The organism is Dyadobacter sp. Leaf189 (assembly GCF_001424405.1).
Lineage (GTDB): Bacteria > Bacteroidota > Bacteroidia > Cytophagales > Spirosomataceae > Dyadobacter.
On record NZ_LMPS01000001.1, the window covers coordinates 1,765,091 to 1,789,464 of the forward strand.

General features: G+C 49.0%; 12 protein-coding genes. 7 read left to right on the top strand and 5 right to left on the bottom strand.

Annotated features, from left to right (window positions below):
* Positions 1–92 precede the first annotated feature (92 nt).
* On the top strand, positions 93–1,607 hold the full coding sequence (locus ASG33_RS07470; RefSeq protein WP_056282003.1) for a heme peroxidase family protein: 1,515 nt from the start codon (positions 93–95) through the stop codon (positions 1,605–1,607).
* A gap of 53 nt (positions 1,608–1,660) precedes the next feature.
* Positions 1,661–5,626, top strand: a complete 3,966-nt coding sequence (locus ASG33_RS07475; RefSeq protein WP_056282004.1) for a hypothetical protein — start codon at positions 1,661–1,663, stop codon at positions 5,624–5,626.
* Positions 5,627–5,794: 168 nt separating this feature from the next.
* Here ASG33_RS07475 and ASG33_RS07480 read toward each other — a convergent pair whose 3' ends face one another.
* From ASG33_RS07480 to ASG33_RS07490, 3 genes are read right to left on the bottom strand one after another with little or no spacing between them, the layout of a single operon-like run.
* A complete protein-coding gene (locus ASG33_RS07480) occupies positions 5,795–8,122 on the bottom strand; it encodes a serine aminopeptidase domain-containing protein (RefSeq protein WP_056282008.1) in 2,328 nt (775 codons plus the stop codon).
* Positions 8,123–8,147: 25 nt separating this feature from the next.
* Positions 8,148–9,668: a RagB/SusD family nutrient uptake outer membrane protein gene (locus ASG33_RS07485; protein WP_056282012.1), complete on the bottom strand. Its 1,521-nt coding sequence runs from the start codon at positions 9,666–9,668 to the stop codon at positions 8,148–8,150.
* A gap of 18 nt (positions 9,669–9,686) precedes the next feature.
* On the bottom strand, positions 9,687–12,782 hold the full coding sequence (locus ASG33_RS07490; protein WP_056282015.1) for a TonB-dependent receptor: 3,096 nt from the start codon (positions 12,780–12,782) through the stop codon (positions 9,687–9,689).
* Positions 12,783–13,198: 416 nt separating this feature from the next.
* Between ASG33_RS07490 and ASG33_RS07495 the strand changes: the two genes are divergently transcribed.
* Positions 13,199–15,619, top strand: a complete 2,421-nt coding sequence (locus tag ASG33_RS07495) for a TonB-dependent receptor (RefSeq protein WP_056282019.1) — start codon at positions 13,199–13,201, stop codon at positions 15,617–15,619.
* A gap of 82 nt (positions 15,620–15,701) precedes the next feature.
* On the opposite strand, the gene ASG33_RS07500 is transcribed toward ASG33_RS07495, so the two are convergent.
* Complete coding sequence (locus tag ASG33_RS07500) at positions 15,702–17,795, bottom strand: hypothetical protein (RefSeq protein WP_056283438.1); 2,094 nt, start codon at positions 17,793–17,795, stop codon at positions 15,702–15,704.
* A 203-nt stretch (positions 17,796–17,998) separates the two neighbouring features.
* On the opposite strand from ASG33_RS07500, the gene ASG33_RS07505 reads away from it, so the two are divergent.
* The 4 genes from ASG33_RS07505 (at position 17,999) to ASG33_RS07520 (ending at position 23,022) form a co-directional block, all read left to right on the top strand.
* The gene (locus tag ASG33_RS07505) at positions 17,999–18,337 is read left to right on the top strand and encodes a PadR family transcriptional regulator (protein WP_056282022.1); all 339 of its coding nucleotides are present in this window, start codon (positions 17,999–18,001) and stop codon (positions 18,335–18,337) included.
* A complete protein-coding gene (locus ASG33_RS07510) occupies positions 18,338–20,971 on the top strand; it encodes an ABC transporter permease (RefSeq protein ID WP_200942726.1) in 2,634 nt (877 codons plus the stop codon).
* A gap of 94 nt (positions 20,972–21,065) precedes the next feature.
* The gene (locus ASG33_RS07515; protein WP_162242730.1) at positions 21,066–22,529 is read left to right on the top strand and encodes a PQQ-dependent sugar dehydrogenase; all 1,464 of its coding nucleotides are present in this window, start codon (positions 21,066–21,068) and stop codon (positions 22,527–22,529) included.
* Between the two features lie 100 nt (positions 22,530–22,629).
* Complete coding sequence (locus tag ASG33_RS07520) at positions 22,630–23,022, top strand: energy transducer TonB (protein ID WP_056282029.1); 393 nt, start codon at positions 22,630–22,632, stop codon at positions 23,020–23,022.
* Positions 23,023–23,039: 17 nt separating this feature from the next.
* Here the strand turns inward: ASG33_RS07520 and ASG33_RS07525 are convergent, their stop codons facing one another.
* Complete coding sequence (locus ASG33_RS07525; RefSeq protein ID WP_056282033.1) at positions 23,040–24,329, bottom strand: YihY/virulence factor BrkB family protein; 1,290 nt, start codon at positions 24,327–24,329, stop codon at positions 23,040–23,042.
* Positions 24,330–24,374: the final 45 nt, after the last annotated feature.

The window sequence follows — 24,374 nt, forward strand, 5'->3', positions numbered from 1 at the left end:
AGTAGTAATCAGGTATTTATATTGATGTGGCAGCGGCTGAACTTTGGGGTATCGGTTATTCATCATTCTCACCTTCAAAATCCCAGGTTGCTATGTCCAGCGTAACAGTAGTTCCTCCTCAGAAAGTCGAAAGACTTGCCCACGGTTTCAGAAGAACCATGTTCGGCTTTTCGCCTTCATTTATTGAAAACAGCAGGGTGGACCGCTTTGGCTATTTGTTTGAAGGGGCATCGGAAATACCCTATACCGACGCAAATCACCAGTTACTTGAAAGGCTCGGCCTCAATATGCTGGAAGATGTAAGTACGTTTCAGGCGGATAACAGTACTATGGAGTCCGGCTACACTTACTTCGGGCAGTTTGTCGATCACGACATTACCCTCGATGTGGATTCAGATATCAAGGTTTCTCAGGATGCCAAAGATCTGATCAACTACAGAACACCCAATCTCGAACTGGACAGCGTATACGGCGACGGGCCCGGGGTGGATTCATTCCTGTACGACAATGACGGTTTGAAGCTGCTGCTGGGGAATACTGTTGTAGGCCAGATTAACAGCACCATTCCCGTCATGCCATTCGATCTGCAGCGAAACGCGCTGGGCAGGGCAATCATCGCCGATCCGCGGAATGATGAAAACCTGTTTGTAGCCCAGTTTCACATGAGTATTATCAAATTTCATAATGCGGTAGTGGATGCAATTAAGGCAGAGGAGCCTGAGTTGCCAACGGACAAACTTTTTGTAAAAGCGCAACTGGAAGTAAGGAGGCATTATCAATGGGTGTTAATGCACGATTATCTGTCCAAAATCATTGGCGCCACAAAGGCCGCCCAGATTTTGCAGGATGGTCCTTCGCTTATGCCGGTGAATCAAAAATTCTTTATGCCCGTAGAGTTTTCTGTTGGAGCCTACCGGTTTGGTCACAGCCAGATCCGGGATACCTATCGTTTTAATCAGGTATTTACCAATTCGGAGTTCTCCTGGGCATTCAGATTCACAGGCAGGCCGGTACCGAGTGACTGGATTATCAGCTGGAAGAGCTTTTTCAATGCTGACGGTGTGCAGGCGGTTAACATGGCCAGAAAAATTGACACCCGCGTCGCATTCAGTATGGGAGAGCTACCCGGCCCGGCGGCACGCGGTAATTTGTTTGCGACACTTTCTTCCCGGAACCTGATCCGGAGTATGGCGCTGAGGGTTGGTACCGGACAAGCTATTGCCGCGAACCTCGGAATTGATCCGCTTACGGAAGAAGAGTTGCTGAGGTCTCCCTTCCCGAATCCATCTCCTCAGCAGATCGCATTGCACCAGGGAACCATCGACATTCTCAATGCGGACAATCAGCTGTTGCTCAAACAAACCCCGCTCTGGTACTACATACTGAAAGAAGCCGAGGTACGTCAAAACGGAAATCAGCTCGGTGAAGTGGGAGGTACGATTGTCGGTGAGGTATTTATCAGACTGCTGGAACAGAGCCGCGATTCCTTTCTCAGGGATCCTCAATGGAAGCCACGGTTCGGATTGATGACAGAGGATCCGGCTGCATACAAAATTGTTGACCTGCTCCGGTTTGCAGGGACATTGAACATTCCGGACATCAATTGACCACCAATTACAATGCAGTTTTCCTGGTAATAACTACAATATAAACGCAAACAATGATGGACGGGGAAGCTTCGGCCGTTTCGCTTTCAAGCTTTTTCCGGCTGGATCGCAAGCAGGTTATTGTCCTGGCGACACTCCTGTTTATCCTGGTAGCCGGCGCTCTTTACTTCTTTATCTACATTCCATCCAACAGGCGGCATGTGGAGGATCTCCGGTTCCGGGCTATTCAGAATATTGATCGGAATATTGATAACAAGATCAAAAATTCGGTCGAACTGATGAACCGGTTGCTCATAGCTTATGAAAGAGATTCCACCAATGCGCAAACGTATATCAATACCTTTAAAAGCATTAATTTCAAATTATCTCTCATCAGTAAAGCAGACCGGCAGGATAGTTCTACATTTATTTCGATGAACCGTAATCATGTCAAGATTGGATTGATAAACAAGAGGTTACGGATCAATATGGAGTATCTGCTCCCTAAGTTTGTTGATCCTTTGCTGTCGGGCGAGGCTTTTGACAATTATCTGCTGGTCGGCAGCAATAATGAGATCATTTACCAGACATTCCCCAGCGGTATAACAACTCTGGGGCTTGACTCTCTTGACCGGAAACTATACGCCAATAACAGTGTCAGAAACATCCGCCTGGGAGGCACCGCTTATAAGTTGTTCCGGCAGAGGATCCGATTGGATTCGACTAATTACGTAACGCTCGCAGGTTTATTGAAGGCGCAAAAGTACCAGCAGCTCAACACCAGCTTACCCGAGAATCTGGTCGTATTGATGCTCTTTATCATGCTGGCGCTTGTTCTCTGCCTGCCCTGGATCAAGCTCTATCACATGGGCAGCCAGGACAGACTTACAGTTTTTGATGGACTTTTTGCATTCGCCTCGTCGCTGCTGCTGCTCGCATTCCTGGTATTTGCGTTTTTAAAATACAACAAAACCATGCGGCCAGGAGAGGATCCATTTCTGGTGAGCTCCCGGAGTCTCGCGCACGATATTAAAAATGCATACAAGCAGGACATTATCAGTGCTTATCGGGTGATTACCTCCGTTGACTCTGCGCGCAGAAAAGATAAGTTAGCGCGCAGTCTCAGTGATATCTCGCCGGCAATTCTTGATAAACAAACCTCGCTTACTCAATCATTCCAGGATCTGCAATCAGCTAAACTATTGGCTGGTCTGTTAAGAGGCGTGGATATGGTAGAAATGTTTGGATTGGACACCACTGGTGAAGAAAAATACAATTACAACCGCAGGCAGAGTGCGCCGTTGTCTAACTATGGGGACAGGATCTATTTTAAACAGATCATTGAAGGACGCCCAAATCATATCAAAGTCGGTAAAGAGGAAATTGCATTCGGTCTGGAACAGGTTGTTTCCTGGACTACCGGCAGCTTTATAACCGTAGTCTCGAGAGCGGCCGAAAAAAATGATTCCGTGACTTGTGTTGCAATTGCATTTACTCCCAAGAGCGTTACGCGACCCCTGCTCCCCAAGGGGTTTACGTTTGCAATTGCCGACCAGACGGGTAAAGTGTTGTACCATTCCTATCCATTCAAAAACTTAAACGAAAACCTGGTAGAAGAGTTTTCTGAGACAGATCTGCTGCCGATACTTAGCGGCAAAGAAGCCACGGTAATGGAGACCAAGTACGGCGAAAAGACATTTAACGTATATGTTTTACCGTTTAGTGAGCTGCCCTACAACATTGTTATTTTCGAAGATGCCGGGTTCACTTCCGAGCGGGATACCAAAGTATTCGTATTTACATTTTCATTGCTGCTGGTATTCTTTCTGTTTCTTGCTATTCTCTTTGTGGTTATCTACCTGCTCTATCAGCGGCCCAGCTTCCTGAAAAAGCATTATTTCGACATTACCTGGCTTGGTCCGAATGCAAAATTCAAACCCCGCTATTTACTTGTTATCGGCTTTAATCTGGTAATCATCTGTTTGTTGTTGATCTTCTCCTTGTACACTTCTCTTTTGCAATTCCTGTTTATCCTCCTGTTTGCTGCGACCTCAGTATCCATATTCCTCAATAGTCAGTATAAAAGGAGCTATTTCAGACTTGGCGACGATAAGTTCAAGCAAAAGAAAAGAGCTGTATCAACGCTCTGGTGCATTGTGGGGATTATTGCTACTGCCGCTTTTGTAAATACCGACTTCAAACATTTCGGGCTTTTTGCTGCTGTCGCCGGCGTTTTCTGGCTGGTATATGCTAGGTTCACTTCACGAATGCGGCAAAGACGTTCATTGCTCATTTTCACAGGTAAGTTCCGTCTGAGCGCCTGTTTTACGACCATGGTATTTACAAGGCTGATTATCATGAGCGCTTTACCGGTAGCCTACTTTTTCACTTTTGCATACAACCACGAATCTTCATTACTCGCGAGCTACCGGCACAGGCAGTTTGTCAGCGAATACGGGGAACGACAAGGAGCGGCTGGTCTTCCTAAAGATGCAGGCGTGTTTTACGACGGAGTGTGGATATTGCCAGGTAAGCAGTTAGAGGCAACAGAGCAGCAGGCCGACCAGCTCACGAAATGGCTGCAGCGAAAGTTGATGGAATATGTACCGCACGGTGAAGAAATGTTCTATGCCGGTGCAGACAAAATGGGCGGGTATACCAGGGTAGGAAGTTCAACTATAACGCACTTTCCAGACGGAACGAAGCCTTACGAGATACTGGCTGCTAACACCGCCTATGCACTTCCCACACCTGTTGAGGTTGGCGGCATTGGCTGGAAGGGCATTTCTTACTGGCTCATTTTTGCAGGTGCGCTTATCCTGTTTGTGTTCCTTCTGCACCGCGTGATCAGGAAGCTGTTTGCACTTAATTTGCCAAAACAAACAGGCTGGGACGAGATTGATGAGCAGCTCCTGGTGTACAATGATCAAAATGCGCATTTGTTCATGATCGGTCCTCCTGGCGCCTCCGTGATTGAACTTATTAGAAAAGAGATTAAAAGTAAGCGGTATTTAGGGCTAAAAGGGCTCTTCCTGAACTTTGGAATAGGGTTGCCGGGCAATGTTTACATCGCCGATATGTTGATGATACCCGACAATGAAAAAGAGGCTTCGACGAACAGGCCGTGGCTTAAAATCCAGAGAAATGCAGCCAATAAAAAGTACAAGCTTATCATTGTCAACCATTTTGAATATGACCTTCAAAATGCAAATACAAACCGTATCAAACTGAATTTTCTGGAAGAACTGACACAGCGGAGTAATTGCAAGATTATCATTGTTTCAACTGTTCACCCCATTAATTTTCTCGATTCTCTCAACCAACTGGAAAACAGAAAACCCGTTGGACAGAGGCAGCCTGCGCACGATCTCGAAAGATGGCATGTAGTCCTCTGTCATTTCAAGATTATTATCAGGGGGATTAAGGATATGAAACCGGGGAGCAGTTTCAGGAAGCCGGTCTGGGAAAGGGAGTTGAAAGCAGAGCTACAATCCGGACAATTTCTGAGCAGCATGCAAAATCCAACCCTTTTAGCTTTGAATCCACTTCCGCAAAGTACAAAGGCCAGCATACACAGCGATTCCCTCGCTTTCAAGATGGAAATCACATCGCACTATTACTATATGGGATTATGGCAGTCCCTGACCAAGGAAGAGAAGTTCATTCTGTACGACTTGGCCGAAGACGGGCTTGTGAACCCATTTGACGATTACAACCTGACTCTGCTGATCCGTAAAGGCCTTATTTTGCAGACAGATGCGGGGTTAAGTATTTTCAATGTCGGTTTCCGGCACTTTATTCTCACTTCCATCGGTACAACCGAAGTGATGAAAATACGCAGCCAGATCAGTGATAACGGTACCTGGAACAGTTTCCGCATTCCGCTCACTATCCTGATCGTAGCCGTTTTTGCATTCCTGTTTGCCTCACAGCAGGAAGCTTATGAAACGCTTTTGAAGTACCTTTCCGTACTCACCATCTCCGTTCCCACTGCATTAAAATTCTTCGCGATGTTTGAAAAAACACCGAAAAGCAGTTGAAGGAGCCACCAGTGGCTTTCGCTTCTCCCGTTATCCGGCGAGGGTGTACATTGAGGAATGTTTTGTGCGTTTGGAATGCACATTTTTTAATTCACAAACGTGAAAAACACATAGTCCTGTCATGAATAAAATCGGTTTTGAAGGGAGCTGCCATTAAAGGCAGCTCCTTCAAGGTTTCACTTTCGCAAAGAATTCAGCGATTTGTGCGGACATTTCAGGTGTGATCCTGTTAATCTCCTCGGGATAACTCACTATTAAATTAGCGCTTGAATTACCTGTCGCATACACGGATTCCGCTTTTTTCATCGTTGCGCGAACTGCCGGAATGTTGCTGTACCTGTCAAGCGTAGGCGCAATAATCAGCAGTGGCTTGGGCGCAATGCACGAAATAATTTCGGCCATATCGACCGGCGTGTCCTGCGGTTTTTTGGCGAAGTATCCCAGCTTTGGCATCAGTCCGTGCCAGTCAGCAATACTCCGGATCGATTCGTAAGTACTGTCCGATTCGCGCCAGGGCGAGAATGCGGCGACTGTTGCCAGGCCAGCCACGCGAGTATCCTGCGCGGCAGTGATGATCGCGGCGATTCCGCCTACGGTATTACCCAGCAGGAAAATTCTGGTGGAATCAATTTCAGGAAAGGTGCTCAATGCATCCATGCAGGCTTTCGTATCGCTCACAATCTTGCCCATTTTAGACCATTCCGGGAAGCGCTCATAGAAGTAGCGGGCTTCCTCCATTCTTGTCCCAAAACCAAAAAGATCGAGCGCCAACACTGCAAATCCCTGGTCGGTGAATGTCTGGAATAACCTGCTGTTTCCCTGCCTGTCCGTACTGTACCCATGTGCATAGCCGTGGGCATAAGCGTATTCGTGCAAATAAATCACGACCGGTATTTTGCCATTTGCAGGTATCTTTTTCTTGCCGGTCGCGTCAGCCGGATAGTAAACCGTAGCTGCCACATGGTCGCCCAAAGCGGTATATGGTCCTAAATGTTCAGCAACAGCACCTTTCACAACCGGCCTGCCGGTGATCCTGTCAATCCAGTCTATACGGGACGATTCTGTTACCGCAACCTTGTCCGGGCGTACTCCGGACGGTTCCTCGCCCAACAACCATTGAAGGTTTTTCAGGATAGCGGCTTTCTGGTTCCGGGCTTTGGCAGGATCTAAATGCACCGGCTTCAACTGTGCAGCTTCGGAAGCTTGCCCGGCGTGTGCTGCGGCCCATTTGTCGTATACAAAATCAAACTGCAGTTCGGTCTGCCAGGGGATGTTTTTTCTTCCAAATTGCTTGTCAAGGAAATCAATGCACCTGGCTACGTCACGCGCCGCCACGGCGTGTTCGCCCATGCGCGGGGCCAGCGCAATGTGATCGGGTACCCCCAGGAAATTGAACACTTTTCGTGCCGAATGGTAGCTCTGCTCGCTTGCCCAGGGATTCAGCTGCTGCTCTGCCACGGAATATTGAAACACCACACTGCGGGGCGCAATGAGTGAAATCAGCAGGTTTTGGTCAATGGGAAGCTTGTCCTCCCGCCCGAAGAAAAACCGCAGCCGGGGATGAAACCAATGCGCTGCATTGGAAGCAATGTCGTCAAGCGTCTGGTTTACATACTGCGGATCACTCATGCGAAATGGCGTTATACCGCCGGTACCGCAACTGCTGGAAACCACTGCGGCAATGCGCTCGTCAAATGCGCCGGCCCAGAGCGCCTGCTTTCCATTACGGGAGTGACCGGCAATGGCGATTTTCTTCACGTCCACTTCCTTTCGCGTCACCAGGTAATCGATCACGCGGGATGCTCCCCAGGCACGTCGCATTAATGCCGTGAAATCGTATTCGGGGTAAAGTGCCTGGTAAGCCTGCGTATCGTCTTTTGTATCAGCGCCAGCATAAACGCAGCCAATGTAACCTCGCTTCACAGCCAGCTGCGCCCAGTTACGGTGCGTCCATGGCGTCATATACACGGGAAACGGTCCCTTACCCGCCGGTATCATCAGCTCGAAGGTCATTTTGGCTGCATTGTTTTTACCAAAGCTGACCTCAACCATTTCAATGCGGGTACCGCCGTCGGTTTTCTCTGAAAGTACTTTTACTTCAAATGTTTTCGGTGCGGGCGGGATCTTGCCGGAAACCCAGTGCTGATATTCTTTTTTAATCCATTCCCGCCGGGTTTCCCACTCTGCCCTGGTGCGGACAGGATAGGATTTTCCATTACTGACGGTAACCAGCGGCTCAGGCAAATACGGCGCAGAGGGCATTGCTGAAAAGTCGGGCGGCAGCTCGCCGGTGCGGTGCAGCCAACCAAGCCAGGTGCTGTCCTGTGCCGTTATCCGGCGACTGATCGCGTGCCGATGATCCTTTGGCTCGTTGATTTTGAGGCTTTCCTGCAGATACTGCCTGCGTCTTTGCAGGTCGGGCTGGGCAGCTGCTTCGCTACCCAGCCACCCCGCAGCCAGCAGGCAGGCAATTATAGAAATCGCGCTAACCTTCATGGGACAGATTTAAGAGTTGACAGTCCTAAAACGAGTAATGCGGATTTTGTTCAAGGGATTTGTTCTTGTCCCAGGCTTCTCTCGGAATTGGAAACAGGATCGGAACCGTGGACAGCCAGGGTTTTTTGTCGATTTCCAGCGTTGCAAAATTAGGTCTGTTGGCTTTAATGAACGAGATAAACCGGCCGCGGCGGTTCAGGTCGGAGAATGCGCCCACCGGCTCCCAGATGAACTCCATCCGGCGCTCATAGAAAATAGCATCCAGTACCGCATCCTTTCCAAGCGTAGTAGCCTTGGGTTCGAGTCCTGCACGTGTGCGGATTTTGTTGACAAGCTGCATTGCTTCGGCCGATTTCCCTGTTTCATTCAAGGCTTCGGCATAGTTGAGCAGCACTTCGGCAAAGCGCAAAATGGGCGTATTTACGCCGGAGTTGGTGGGTGCGGGAGCTTCCCAGTATTTGGTCACGATAAAGCCCGTGCGCGACCAGCCCGCCGGTACCTGCGCAGGCATCACGAAGTCTTTAATATCCTGGTGCGCCTCGCCCGGGCCGATAATTACATCCCAGTAACGCTTGTCCTTGATCTTGCCGGCAGCATCTTTTTCAAATGCATTTACCCAGTGTTGTTGCGGTACAAAATTACTCCACGCGGCGCTGCCGGTATATATAGAAGGCGCACCTCTCGGGGCAGTTCTTTTAACGAGGTTGTTACCTTCTGCATCCACCGACGTACGGAACTGCGTTGAAAACAGGATCTCCTTGTTGTTCTCATTGCTCTCACGGAATACATCCCTGAATTTTGGAAGCAGGTCGTGGGTATTACTTGCGATGATTTCTTCACTGTATTTCACCGCATCCGCCCATTTTTGCTGCCATAGCGAAGCTTTTACGAGGTAACCCAATGCAGCTGTGCTGGTAGCGCGGCCCACGTTTGCACCTGTCCAGGTGGCAGGTAATGTTGCAGCCGCTTCTTTCAGGTCAGATTCGATCAGTGCCCATACTTCTGCTGCTGACGCGCGCGGAATGTCCAGTTTGGAAGTCGCATTCAGTTCTTCCGTAACCAAGGGAACACCGCCCCAGTAACTTACCAGACGGTAGTAAAACAAACTTCTCAGGAATTTGGCCTGTGCTACAATGCTGGCCTGTTTTGCCGGGTCGAGGTTAGTCATCGCAGACACCCGGCCGATTACGATATTAGCCCGGCCAATGCCCTGATAAGCGCCCTGGTACACGTCGCGCAAAATGGTATTGTTGGAAGGAAGGCTCAGTGAATGCAGCTCGATCCGGTTGGCGCTGCCGTCCATTTCGTACATATCACCCGCCATTGCCCATTCAATGTCAGCTGCGTCGCGCACATTGCTGAACGTTTCCTCCCGCTGCAAAATGGCATAGATACCGGTCAGGGAAGCCTGCGCATCTGATTCTGTGATAAAAAAGTTGGCGTCGGTGAGTACATCCTTTGGGGTAAGTGTTAAAAACTGATCACCGCAGGAAGCCAGCGTAGTGGCAACCAGAAATGTGCCGATGTATTTGATATACTTATTCATGTTGTTCAGGATTAAAGATTAGAAACCAAAGCTCACGCCGACCATAAATGTTCTCGGCTGCGGATAAACGCCGTTGTCCACTCCCGACTGCAATGGGTCAATGCTGCCTATCTCGGGATCAAACCCGGAATATTTGGTGAATGTGAACAGGTTCTGCGCGCTCACATATATCCGCGCGCTCTGGAATGCGCGGGTTTTGGCAAGAAGGTCCTGCGGGATCCTGTATCCGAGTGTAACGTTCCTGATCCGCATGTAATCACCATCTTCGACATAGAATGAAGAACTGTTGGCGTAGTTTCCATTGGCATCCACGTAGGCAAGACGGGGGATTTCATTTTTTCCGCTGCCGGGTGTCCACCGGTCAAGTACTTCCCGCGATCCGTTAACCACACCCGAGCCGCCGAAATATTTAAGGGGATAAATCGCGAATTTGTTGGAATGGAAAACCTCGCTTCCCGCAATTCCCTGCAGCATGATATTCAGGTCAAAACCTTTGTAACCCAGGTCTACATTCATTCCGTAGGTCAGGGTAGGCCAGGGGCTTCCCAGGTTCACGCGGTCCGCATCGGTAAGCTGGCTGTCACCATTCACGTCCCGGTATTTAAAATCTCCCGCTACTGCATTAGGCTGGAGTCTTTTATTTACTTCATCATTGGTCTGGTAAATACCTTCCACCACATAACCGCGGAAGTAACCGATCGACTGACCTACCTGTGTGAACGACGGGCTGATGCTCGTAAATGGAAGGGTAGGGCCGGTAATCGGTTGTCCCACGCCAAGACTGAGCACTTCGTTTTTAAGCGTAGCCATATTGGCGCTCACATCGTAAGTAAATGCACCTGCTTCTCCCCGGTAACCCAGCAAAAGCTCAACACCACTGTTGCGCAGCTTTCCGCCATTGACCGAAGGAGCCGCCTGAAAACCTGCTTCGATAGATACAGGCAAGCTCACGAGCATGTCTTTGGTTGTTTTGATGTAATAATCCGCTGTGAGGTAAAGCCGCTCGTTCAGGAATGTAGCGTCGATACCAAAGTTGGTTTGTTCGCTGGTTTCCCATTTCAGGTCGGGGTTGCCGGGGCGGGACATGGATGCGCCGATTTCAAGCGCCTGGCCTGCACCGAGTACGTAGTTGTCATTCACGGTGCCAAGCCGAATGCTGCTCAGGTAACCGAATGAACCGATCGCGTCATTTCCAAGTCTTCCCCAGCTGGCGCGCAGTTTCAGCGAGCTTACCGGCGATACATTTTTCATGAATGCTTCTTCGGAGATATTCCAGCCCGCTGACACGGAAGGGAAATTACCCCATTTGTGACTTGGCCCGAAGTTGGATGAACCGTCACGGCGAACGCTGGCGGATAGCAGGTACTTGTCTTTAAATGCATAGTTGACCCGTGCCAGGTACGAAGCCAATGTATATTCGGATCCGGTACCGCTTGCACGCCGCTCGGTATCCTTGCTGCCATTTACAACCTGTAATTGTTCATTTTGAAAATCGCGCGCAGTCACGCCGATCCAGTTGACGGTGTTTTTCTGTGCTGTCTGACCGGCCACGGCAGAAATCTTGTGGCTGCCCAGGGAGACTGAGTAGGATAATGTATTTTCAAGGAGCCAGTTGAGGCCCTGAGAATAATTTTCGCCCAGAATGGCCTGCAAATTACGGTAATGCCCTCTTTCAGCTTTTGGCTCCCAGGTGCTTGTGCGGTTGTTATCCGTATCCAGACCTACATTGGTTTTCCAGCGGAGACCTGGCAGGATTTCGTATTCACCAAAAATATTACCGAACATCCGCATGTTTCTCAGTTGGTTATCAATCGATTTCGCTCTGAGCAGCGGGTTGTCGCCTTGCGTGGTGTAATAGGCAGAAGAGCCATTTACCACATCATTGGGGCCGAGTGTGGGATAGAATTGCTGCGCAAGGTTGAAGATCCCGATCCGCAGTTCCTGGTTCTGCTGACCTTTTGCGCGTGACAGTGCAAAGGCGAGTGAGCTTCCGAAACGCAGCTTGTCGTTCACTTTCAAATCGCCCGTAATGCGGCCTGTAAAGCGTTTGTACCAGGTTTCGATCAAAGTACCTTGCTGGTCGCGGTAGCCAAGCGACAATGCGCCCGAAATTTTCTTACTGCCGCCTGAGATCCTGAGATCGTAATTCTGGACCGGCGCGGTGCGGAACACCTGGTTGATCCAGTTGGTACCATTGCCGAAAGAGCCGGGATTGGCCCATTCAGGGTTAGGTGTCATGCCTGAATTGGTGTACAGTTCGTTGGCCAGTGTTGCAAATTCGGTTGCATTCAAAAAGTCGGGTTTGCGCCAGAGCTCCTGCATGCCGGTATATGCATCGAGGTTGATTCTGGTAGAACCGTCTTTACCTCGTTTGGTGGTAATCAATATAACTCCATTGGCAGCCCGCGCTCCATATATAGAAGCAGCAGCGGCATCTTTCAACACTTCAATGGACTCAATGTCATTGGGATTGACGATCGAAAGTCCGTCAATACGATCGGAGCTTCCGGAAACACCCATACCTCCGCCACCGAGCGGAAATCCGTCCACCACATACAAAGGCTGGTTACCTCCGGTAGTCCCGACCCCCCGTATACGTACCGAAGCTGCTCCGCCCGGCGCCCCGCTGGTCTGGTTGATATAAACACCCGGGATTTTACCTTGAAGCGAGCTCGTAAAGCTGCTGGTAGGTACCTTCTGGATCTCATCGGCTTTCACGGAAGTCACCGAGCCGGTGAGTTCACTGCGTTTTTGTGTTCCGTAACCAACCACCACCAGCTCGTCGAGCATGGTCTGACTGGCGGCGAGCACTACCTCAATCTCTGATCTTGCGCCGGTTACAATTTCTTTCTTTTCATAACCAATGAATGAAACGACAACGATCTCATCGCCTGCCAGCTGGATTTTCAGTCTGCCGTCGGCGTCAGTTGCGCCGCCGCGGGTAGTGCCTTTGATCGCAACGTTGACACCTGGCAGTGTAGTCTTGGAGGCACTGTCATACACCGTGATTTGAACATTTCGCATCTCCTGGGCGAAGGTCTGCCGCCCGGCGAACATGCAGAGTGCTACTGTCAGCAGCACAACCGTGATCTTTGAATAAAGTTTTGGAAACATACATTAAGGGTTAAGGAACATTAAATAATTGGCACTGGATACAGAATTCCGGTAGCGTACCCGGAACTTAACACGACTACCTCCGAATTTTGGACTTAGCAAAAGGTAAACAAAATTTTCAAGTATCGGGTACGTACCCGAAAAGTAGTAAAATTCTTTATCAGCGCAATGTCAAGTAGAATATTTTATTTAATGGAGGCTTGGCCGTTTAAAAGAATGGTAGAAGAAGTCATTCGCCTATGATCCTTTTTCTTGTTCCCTAATAGGGTAGATGTATCCTGCATGCGACGGCAGCCTGGGTGAAGGATGGCGATGCTGTATTCAGCTGCAGTGCGTTTTATAATTATTACAAATAGCTTGGAAGTGCGCATTTGGCAAAATACATTTGTGATTTATATTTTGTCTAAATAAGATTAATGAAACTTCTTCTATCACTATCTATTTGCTTTTTCCTGTCATCTCCCTGTTTTGCCCAGTCCGGCAAGGTGAAAGGTACGGTGGCGGACATCTCGAAAAACGGGCTTCCCGGCGTTAACGTGGTTATCAAAAATACCAGTACCGGAACGCAGACGAATGAATCAGGTTATTTTGAAATAGCCAATATCAACGACGGCAGCTACGTGCTTTCCGTATCTTCCGTAGGCTTTAAAACCAAGGAAATCAGCTTTACCATTGCTCAGAACGAGGTGGACCTTGAAACCGTGACATTGTATGCCGGCGACGAGATCCTCCGTGAAGTAGTCGTGGAAGGGGAGCGTGAAAACAAATTTTCAAGAAGCAAAACGGCTTACGTTTCCAAGTTACCGTTACGCGATTTTGAGAATACCCAGGTTTACAGCACCATTACCAACTACCTGCTGAAATCCCAGATCGTCACCAATTTTGATGACGCTTTGAAGAATGCAACTGGCGTCGAAAATCTGTGGACCTCTACCGGTCGCGGCGGTGACGGGGCGGGGTACTTTTCGTTGCGCGGGTTTTCTGTTCAGCCCAAGCTGGTGAACGGTCTGCCCGGACTTACGAACGGAACGATCAATCCGGCCAACATCGAGCGCATTGAAGTGCTGAAAGGACCTTCTGCCACTTTGTTTGGAAATGCAGTGAGCTCCTATGGCGGGCTGATCAATGTGGTTACCAAAAAACCATTCGTGGGAACAGGCGGTGAGCTGTCGTTTACAACTGGCTCTTACGGTCTCAACCAGATCACAGGCGATTTCAACACTGCATTGAGCAAAGAAAAAAACCTGTATTTCAGGCTGAATACCTCTTATGCGACCGAGCGCAGCTTTCAGGATGCAGGTTTCAGAAAATCATTTTTTGTAGCTCCCTCCCTTTCTTATAAAGTCAACAACAAGTTGTCATTCTCTTTCTACGGAGAGATTACGCAGGCTGAGCAAACAAACCCGATGTTCCTTTTCCTGAACAGAAGTGCGCCCACGGCAGCCAGAAACATCAAAGAGCTTGGCTATAACAACAAGCTTTCATTCACAAGCAATGATCTGACACTACAAAACCCGACGCAGAATTACCGCGTTGAAATGGATTACAAACTGTCGGATCAATGGGAGTCGCAAACGCTGATCTCGAAAAGTGCTACCTCTACAAAAGGCTATTATTCCTACCTTTTTGATTTCGGTGTGTTGGGAGATAATGTATATACCCGCTATTTGAATAAACAAAATGAGTACACTGGAACCTCGGACATCCAGCAGAACTTCATCGGGGATTTTCGTCTGGGCTCCATGCGGAACCGGGTTGTTGTTGGCCTGGACTACTTTTCGGCGATTTCCACAAGCAATGGAACAGGTTATGCATTCTACGGAAATGTAACTCCTGACGGCGGCACCAGCGGTGATAATCCTCTGACAGAAAAGGTGGAAACCACTGCTTTCCCGCTTTCAACCGCTGCCGTAGATGCTGTATTGGCGACACAACCAGTAGCGAATGCAAAATCCCGTTACAACATTTACAGCGCCTATGCTTCGGATGTTTTGAACCTGACGAATACGCTTTCATTGATGTTAGGACTTCGTCTGGACCATTTTGATAATGTAGGAAGTGTATCAACCTCCGAGGACGATTACAATCAGACCACGCTTTCACCAAAGTTCGGTATCCTGTTCCAGCCGGTTGCGGATAAGGTTTCAGTTTTTGCCAATTATCAAAACGGCTTCACGAATGTGGCGCCATCCCTGGTTGGAAATCCCGAAGACGGACCGCAGACGATCAAAACTTTCAGACCGGAGCAGGCTAATCAGATTGAGTTTGGTATCAAAACCAACATCATCAAGAACAGGCTGAATGCGACGATCAGCTACTACGATATCCGCGTAACAGATATGGTTATCACAGATCCTGCATCGCCATTCAACAAAATCCAGGGTGGCGAGATTTACAGCAAAGGATTTGAAATTGAATTGAATGCAAATCCTGCGAACGGATTGAACATCAGGGCAGGTTACAGCAACAATGACAGCAAAACCACAAAATCGGATAATTCTGAAATCCTGAATAAAAGACCACTTGACGCGGGCTCGAAGCATACCTACAATGCGTGGGCGAACTACGAGGTACCGGGCGGAAAACTGGCGGGATTTGGTATCGGAGCGGGAATCAATGGCGCGAGTGAGCGATTTGCGATCAACTATGTTTCAACCGGCGACTTTATGCTCCCGGCATATACCGTAGCAAATGCGTCGCTCTTTTACCAGGCCGAGAACTACCGGATCGGATTGAAGCTGAACAATGCATTTAATAAGGAGTACTATAAAGGATGGTCTACCATCGCGCCGCAAACACCGCGCGCTTTGCTTGCAAACATCACTTACAACTTCTGATAGTTTGTTTTAGAAGAAAGTACCTGTGCAAAAGGCCGGAGGATTTGCTCTTCCGGCCTTTTTCTGTTTGTGTAAATCCAGGCTATTTGTTTGCCGGCGTCAGGTAAAAAGTTTGGCTGAAAGCGCCATTTACTGCGCTGTCCCAGGCTTCGACCCGCATCCACTTTCTTCCTTTAAGACTGGGCCGCAACTGGAATTGCTGTTCGCCGAAAGCTTTGGTCTTTGAAAGGTCTGTTTTCTCGCGGTATACATTTTCACCGTCACCCGAAATGATCTCCACGAAGTTCATCGGGAAAGTCCAGCTCAGCTTCAAGCTTACACTGGCAGTCCCGTCTGCATTCAGCGCGAGCGTTTCTCCGGACAGCTTTCCATTTACCTTTAATTCATGCATCAATACCTCGCCGGTCGAACTGAAAAATTTGCCGCCCCGCATTGCCTCTGTGACGGATTTCCAGCCTCCTTCGTATTTCGGCAGCTGGTCGAGCATGAGGTAGTTGACATTCATGTGCGCGTACATTTCGTTTTCCTGTGTGATGGTAAATAGGTCGGCCTCGGCGATGACCGTTTTTTTCTCACCCCAGTTGTTCATGTCATCCAGCAAGTCGAGCACGCGGTTTCCGAGGCGGGGCTGGGAGAGATCGGCGGGCATTGCTTTCCAGGCTGCGCCCATGAAGCGGTCGGATTTAAAGAATGCTTCGTGGTTGTAAATGTCGGGCGTGTTCACCGAGCCTTTGGTCCTGGCATGCGCGGTCCAGGCCAGTCCCTGTTCTTCCTGCAACAATCTCAGCATATCCTCTTTATCACCCACGTGGTACACCTTGCCAAAACCAGGTTTGTCTTCTACAAAAGCCTGGTCCTTCTTACGTGACATGATCCAGTAAACAGGTTTTGGGAAGAGCTGCATCCAGTGCCCGCCAAAGAATTCGTTGGGCTCTTCGCCCGGCATGAGTAGGAATTCATTGTCTGAGAGTCTTTTACATTGCGTAAAAAGCGCCTGCAATTCCTTCAACCTGACCGAATCGGGACCTTTCGGGTGAGCGGTATAATGGAACTCGCCGAGATGTACCATATCCACACCGAGGTTTTTGAATACTTCCACGAACTCTGGCTTTTCGGGCACAGGCTTGCCAGCCAGCACCACATTCATGATAAACTCATTGTGAAAATGACTTGACATGGTTTTGAAGCCGGGCAGTTTTACATATTGATCTGCATTGGTGAATTTCTTTACCGCCCCGATCGCTTCACTACCGCCCGCGTCACTGAGCAGGCAGAAGAAATTCAGTCGCTGCGCTGTTCCCGGCGGCGCATTGAACCAGGGAACAAAGCGGCGGTCGCCTTCCAGTTCCTGCCGGATCCCGATCCCATATCCGTCCGGCATGTTCCGGTAACCTTTCCCGTGCCAGATGAATTTGAGATTAAAAGCTTCATCCAGCGGATAAAAATACTGGTGCGGCGCGGGGAAGATAGCCAAAGCCCCGCCTTCGCCCTGCGCGGCGATCGTGCGGTATTTTACGGCAAGATTCCGGGCCGAATCACTGAACTGAACCGCTGCGGTTTCAATCTGATTGCCGGTATTAGTCCAAAAGAGCTTTTTCCATTTGTCCGTTCTGCTGATCAGTCCGGCATCGTAGACAATAGCCGAAGCTTTTGCGCTGGTGGACATGACAGCTGCGACATTGAAGAGCGGACTTCCATTGTAAAAAGTCACTTCCAAAACACCCGCAAACCGGTCGGCAGAAAGATTTCCGATGGTTACTACGGTGCGGCTACCTATACTTTTAACCGAGATACCTGACTTTTTAAGTACGACCGGAAAAGTTTGAAATGGCCGCGAGGGTACTTTGTCGAAGAAGATATTCCATCCGTTCTGCGACATCAGATCGCGCTTTCCGACAGTCAGCAGAAATGCGGCATCAAGATCTTCCGACACTGTTACCGGCGCAGCTTTGGTGCCCAGTGCAATGCGTTTGAGAAGCGGACGGCCAGCCGAAAGGTCGAACTGCACCATTCCGTATTTCCCTTCGCCAGTCGGCCAGGCGATCTCAACCAGCTCTTTGTTGGAAGTAATTGTGGCTTCTCCTTTTTGGTCAAAATGCCGGGTATCGGGTTTAATCTGTGCCTGTACAATCCCCATGGATAAGTGCACAAGCAGAAGAATGGCTTTTAATTTCATAGTTGGTTTTGGCTGTTGCATTCATATCAGTATAGCCACACTTGAATATAATCTACCGACCATTTTGTTATTTTCGTTCGAAATCGAACACACTGCTACCTGGGATTTCGTTTTCATTAAGTTGTAAAACAGGTATTTATGGAAAATAGCTGCTCCGGTACAGTTATTTAACCGACATTATCGGAATAAATCAAATTGCGTTTATGAAGCGTGTGTTTCTGGGAGAATTTGAAGAGGTAGTGTTGCTGACCGTCGCCATACTGGGCGAGAATGCCTATGCAGTAACCGTGACTCAGGAGCTCGAACGTAAAACGGGCAGACTGGTCGGATTCAGTTCCGTCCACACAACCTTGCAGCGCATGGAGCAAAAGGGTTACCTGACTTCTGTCATGGGCGGGGCTACTGCTGAGCGGGGCGGACGCCGCAAGCGCTTTTTTGTAGTTACGGCACTTGGGCAAAAAGTACTGCTGGAAGTAAAGCAAGTTCGTGACGATCTGTGGAATGCATTGCCGCAATCCGGATTCCAATTATCAAAAGGGTAGATGAAAAAGATGAACCCGCCACATTGGGCCGCCAGGCTTCTGGCCCGCTTCGCTGACCCGAACACTTCCGAGGAAGTACAGGGCGATTTGCTCGAAATGTATGATCACTGGGTGCAAACCGTGGGTGTAGCACGTGCCAGGCGACACTACATTTTGAATGTATTTAAACTGCTGCGCCCTTTTGCAAGGGACAAGAAGTCGCGCGAATATTCCAAAACCTATTTAGCCAGTCCAGCCATGATCCGTAACTACTTCAAAGTCGCATTAAGAAACCTCACCAAAAACAAAGGATATTCTTTCATCAACATCGGCGGGCTCGCTGCCGGAATGGCTGTTGCCATGCTGATCGGGCTCTGGATCCATGATGAATTTTCATTCAATAAATACCATCAAAACTATGACAGGGTAGCCAAAGTCATGCAGACAGTAACGGCAGATGGTACCAAACATTACGGTGAATACATGCCTGCTCCACTCGGGAACGAACTTCGTACGCACTATGGCGCCGACTTCAGATACATTGTTATGTCGTCATTTTCCGGGGAGCATATCGTCGCGAATGGGGAAAAGAAATTCACCAGAAAAGGCACTTATATGAGCGAGGAAGCGCCTGAATTATTCTCACTGAAAATGCTCAGCGGAACGAGGTCGGGCCTGGATGAACCTTACTCGATCATGTTGTCGGAGAGTGTGGCAAAGGTTCTTTTCGGGAATGCAAATCCAGTGGGTAAAATCGTGAGACTTGATAATGCGATGAACCTGAAAGTGACGGGTGTTTATGAAGATCTTCCTTATAATACAGAATTTCGCGACCTGACTTTCATTGCACCCTGGGACTTGTATGTGGCAACGCAAAGCTGGGTTAAATCTGCGCTGGACAATGCGGAATGGGATAATAATTCGTGGCAGATACTGGCGCAGCTCAGCCCCAAGGCCGATATGGCTCAGGTATCTGAAAAGATCAGGCACATCAAGCTCAAACACTCGCCGCAGACGGCTTACCTCAAACCGGAGGTGTTCCTGCATCCGATGGAAAAGTGGCACCTGTATTCCGGCTGGGATTCATCGGGCAATATCAATGCACGCATTCAGTACGTATGGTTATTTGGTATAATCGGAACATTTGTACTGCTGCTGGCTTCCATTAATTTTATGAATCTGAGTACAGCCCGATCCGAAAAGCGGGCGAAGGAAGTGGGTATCCGCAAAGCAATCGGTTCTCTGCGCGGCCAGCTTATCGGTCAGTTCCTAAGTGAGTCTTTGCTTGTGGTCGCCTGCGCATTCGTGCTTTCCATTGCGCTGGTTGTGCTGCTGCTTCCCGCATTCAATGTACTGGCCGACAAGCAGATTGATTTCCTGTGGACAAACCCATTGTTCTGGTTTGCCGGCATTGCGTTTTGTCTCATCACCGGTGTGATATCCGGGAGTTATCCCGCCCTTTACCTCTCTTCTTTTCAGCCCGTGAAAGTATTGAAGGGCACCTTCTCCCTGGGACGTTTTGCCGCTGTTCCGCGTAAGGTGCTGGTTGTCCTGCAATTCACTGTATCTATTACCCTGATTATCGGTACGATCATCGTATACAGACAAATCCAGCATGCTAAAAACCGTCCGATCGGCTATGATCGTAACGGTCTGATCACGGTCAATATCAACACACCAGAACTTTACAATCAGTACAATGTATTAAGAGGGAGTTTGCTGGAAACAGGGGCCGCTGTGGAAATGTCCACGTCATCGACGGCACCCACTCAAAACAGCTCCAATAATGGCGGATTTGAATGGGAGGGTAAAGACCCGAATTTTAAGGACAACTTTTGCACGGTAGGCGTAACGCACGATTTTGGTAAAACAGTCGGCTGGCAGTTTGTCGGGGGAAGGGATTTTTCCAGATCATTTTCAACGGACTCAACAGGCATGGTTATGAATGAAGCCGCATTGAAATATATGGGCTACAAGCAACCTGCGGAGATGATCGGGAAGTACATGAAATGGAATGGAGTAACCTACACTGTCGTCGGTGTGATTAAAGATATGTTGATGGATTCTCCCTTTGAACCGGTGAGGCCCGCGCTTTTTATGGTTAACTATGGCTGGGCGAATGTGATCAACATCAAGCTTAATCCGGCTATGTCAGCGCGGGAGTCGCTGGACAAGATCGAAAGTGTTTTTCAGAAGCTTAGTCCGGGAAGTCCGTTCGATTTCAAGTTTGCAGACCAGCAATTTGCTACCAAGTTTTCCACAGAAGAACGCATTGCCAGACTTGCTTCCGTATTTGCTGCACTGGCGGTAATGATCAGTTGCCTGGGCTTATTTGGACTTGCCTCCTTTACTGCCGAGCAGCGTACCAAGGAGATCGGTATCCGGAAAGTATTAGGCGCTACGGTACCGAACCTGTGGGCTCTTTTATCAAAAGATTTTGTGTTGCTGGTGATTGTTTCCTGTGCGATCTCGATTCCGCTTGCCTGGTATTTTCTGAATAACTGGCTGCTTTCTTACCAGTACCGTACCGAAATCTCCTGGTGGATTTTTGCAGTGTCCACGTTGGGCGCACTGGTGATTACGCTGCTCACCGTCAGCTACCAGGCAATCCGCGCCGCATTGCTGGATCCGGTGAAGTCTTTAAAAACAGAGTAGGGGTTTACGACCCAACTTTGGCATGATTTTACTTAGCTGACGCATCGTTCAAATCACTTTGTATCTGCTATCGATTATGTTGTTTTTAAGGAGTTTGCGACTAAACGTACTGGTATCCTGCTTTTTCATTCCGGCTGCGGCCTGCATTGCCCAGGAAGCAGGGCAGGAGCAGTTCGACAAAAAGATTATCGCCAAAGGCACTTCCGATCCGTGGGAAATCGTGTTCGGTCTCGACCAGCATCTTTGGGTTACCGAATCAAAAGATTACCGTGTGCTCCGGATTGATCCTGCAAGCGGGAACAAGGAGGTACTTATTGACCTCAGCACCGCGAAGACTTTCCCCAACTACGATAAGCTGAGCGATTCCATTGACGGCGGAAAACCCCTGCCGCAGGGTGGCTTAATGGGAATGGCGCTGCATCCGATGCTTTTGAAAGGCAAGCCATTCGTTTACCTCGCGTTTGTCTATGATTTTGAGGGTAAAGACAGGCCCGGCGACGGCCAGGACCCGAAAGACCACGGCTATCATTATAAAACAAAAATCGTCCGCTGCACTTACGATCAGCAAACCCAGAAGCTTCAAAATCCGGAGACGATTTGCGATGTGATCCCGGGTAGCAATGACCATAACGGAGGCAGGTTGCTGATTTCGGCTGTAAACGGAAAGAGCTACCTCTTTTATTCTGTCGGGGATATGGGCGCCGGACAGTTTAAGAATGCAGAACGGACCAATCACGCCCAGGATCCGGCTATTTATGAGGGTAAAATGCTGCGTTTTAACACAGAACCCGATCAGGATAGCAAAAAGGATGAAGCCTGGATCCCAAACGACAATCCGTTTAACCGCAGGAGCAGACAGAATGCAGTTTGGTCGATAGGGCACCGGAACCCGCAAGGCCTGGATATGATGGAAATCAATGGGCAGCCGGTGATTTATTCCTCCGAGCACGGACCGTTTTCCGACGATGAGATCAATATCATCAAAGCTGGCAGAAATTACGGGCACCCGCTGGTGATTGGTTATGCCGATGGGAACTACAACGGACTTTCTGCGGGTGTTACCGATAAGGACAACCTGCCTGGCAAATGGAACACTACTTACCCGTACATCGAAAACGAGCAGGCGAATGCCGGAAAGCTCAAAAACTTCGAACCGCCGGTTAAAAGCTTTTTTGCAACTGAAAACAAGCTGCTGCTTGCATTTGCGGATACGATCCGGGCAGGCAAAAAGAGCCCCGACTGGCCGTCGCTGGCACCCTCGGGAATTGCCGCGTACACTTCCAACGCTATTCCGGGCTGGAAGAACTCGCTCCTGATTACCTCACTTAAAAAAGGCAAAATCGTGCGTTTGAAACTGAATGCGGCAGGTACCGGAGTTGAAGAAGAAAGAGAGTATTTTATGAATAAAGTAAGATACCGCGACGTGGCAGTTTCAGCAGACGGAACGAAAATCTATGTGGTAACGGACAAGTCCGCAGTAACCTCGGGCCCGTCAGGAGAGAATCCGGAAGAATCGGCGGAGCAGGGAGCGATTATTGAATTTACCTATAAGCCGTAAACGCCGGAATTCGGTTTTGCACTATTTCGGATTGTTATTAAGTGGCTTGCTATTTGCCTGACGATGAGATAGCATTGCGCAGTCAACAATTAATATCGTTATGAAGCACTTCATTTTTTTATTCCTGATCATTCTTTCGGGTTCGGTATACGCGCAGCAGGAATCTTTCCAGCCCCCGAGGCGCGTTTTTACAGTTGCGGAACATCCAGCCCAGTTCCCGGGCGGAGAGGAGGCGCTTCAAAAGTATTTCTCGGAAAATTTGATACAGCCCCAAACGCGCAAAGAACAAACCGTGGTGACTACTTTTATTGTCAACGAAACCGGTGTTATCCAGGATGTGCAGGTATTGAAACCCCGCAAGAAGGCATTTAATGACGAAGCTGTCCGGGTAATTAAAAATATGCCCGCCTGGACACCTGCATTGCAGAGTGGCCACGTGGTTGCATATAAAGTCGAGCTTCCTGTGGTATTCCATGCGCAGAAGCAGCAATAACCACAGGGAAGCTGCTCTCAGTTTTCCTTGCTGACCTTGAAAAGCAGTTTGCCGATCAGGTCGCGTATCTTGTTTTTTAATGCCAGATGCAGCACCAGCAGCAGGATCACAAATCCGAGCAATATCAGGTAGCCGAGATAATCGCTTTCCAGCCACCGGTTGAGTAACTGACCTGCTACGAGCAAAATGGTGATCATAATGCAAAGTCCGATTATGGCTGCCAGCAGGTAGTATACAGCCGGGGAAGCCATTTTTGATACGCGTCCATACACTTCGGCGCGTATCGCATTGAGCTTATCATCAATAAAGTTTGTCACTGTGTCAAAAAGCTTGTTTTTGGCAGCAACAGGGTCAATATGAATGCCTGATTTCTCCTTTTGTGCGCCGGCGACTGGCTGGCCAGGTGCTTCCTGCTGGAATTCCTGCCTTACCAGGAGCACAGCATGTTCGTTCGGCCGGATTTCATGACCGTCAGATTTGGCAAAAACCTTGGTAAACTCAGCCCCGAAGTAGAGGATAATGGAAGAGTAGTAGATCCAGGAAAGTAAAATAACAATGGAAGCAGACGCTCCGTAGGTTGCGCCCAGGTCAGAGCTGCCGAGGTAAAAGCTGATCGCAAACTTACCAATTGCGAAAAGTATGGAGGTAAATCCCGCTCCGATGAGACATTCTTTCCAGCGTACGTGCCCGTCGGGCAACACTTTGAAGACTACGGCAAACAGCGCCGCTATGATCACGAGCACCAGTCCAACATTCAGGACTGAGAAAATAACGACGGAAACATCAGAAAAGTAGCGTTCAAGCCGGGCACTCAGCAGATCAACCGCAGTATTCACGCCGAGCGTAACAACCAGCAGGAAGCCCAGTGTTACAATGAGCGAAAATGACAACAGCCTGTTTTTTAGGTATTGCAGCCAGCCTTTCTTCGGCTTGGACTTGATCGCCCAGATGTAATTGATGGAATCCTGTATCTCCGCAAAAACCCCGGTGGCACCTATCAGCAGCGTCACGCCCCCGATTATTGCCGCGGTGGTCGACTTGTCGGTGATCGCCGCATTTTTGATCAGCTCCTGGATCTGAACGGCGGCTTCTTTCCCCAACAAACCCTGCAGTTGTCCATAAAGCTCACCCTCAAAAGCCTCCCGGCCAAAGAAGAAGCTCACAATGGAAATGATCAGCAGGAGCATTGGCGCCAGCGAAAAGACTGTATAGTATGATAATGCGGCGCTCAGTTTGAGTACATTATCGTTAGAAAACTCTGAAAAGGTTTCCTTCAACAGCGAGATGGTATACTTGATTTTTTTCATACGTAGCAATTTATATTCAACATACCTGACCGACGGGCAAGTGTA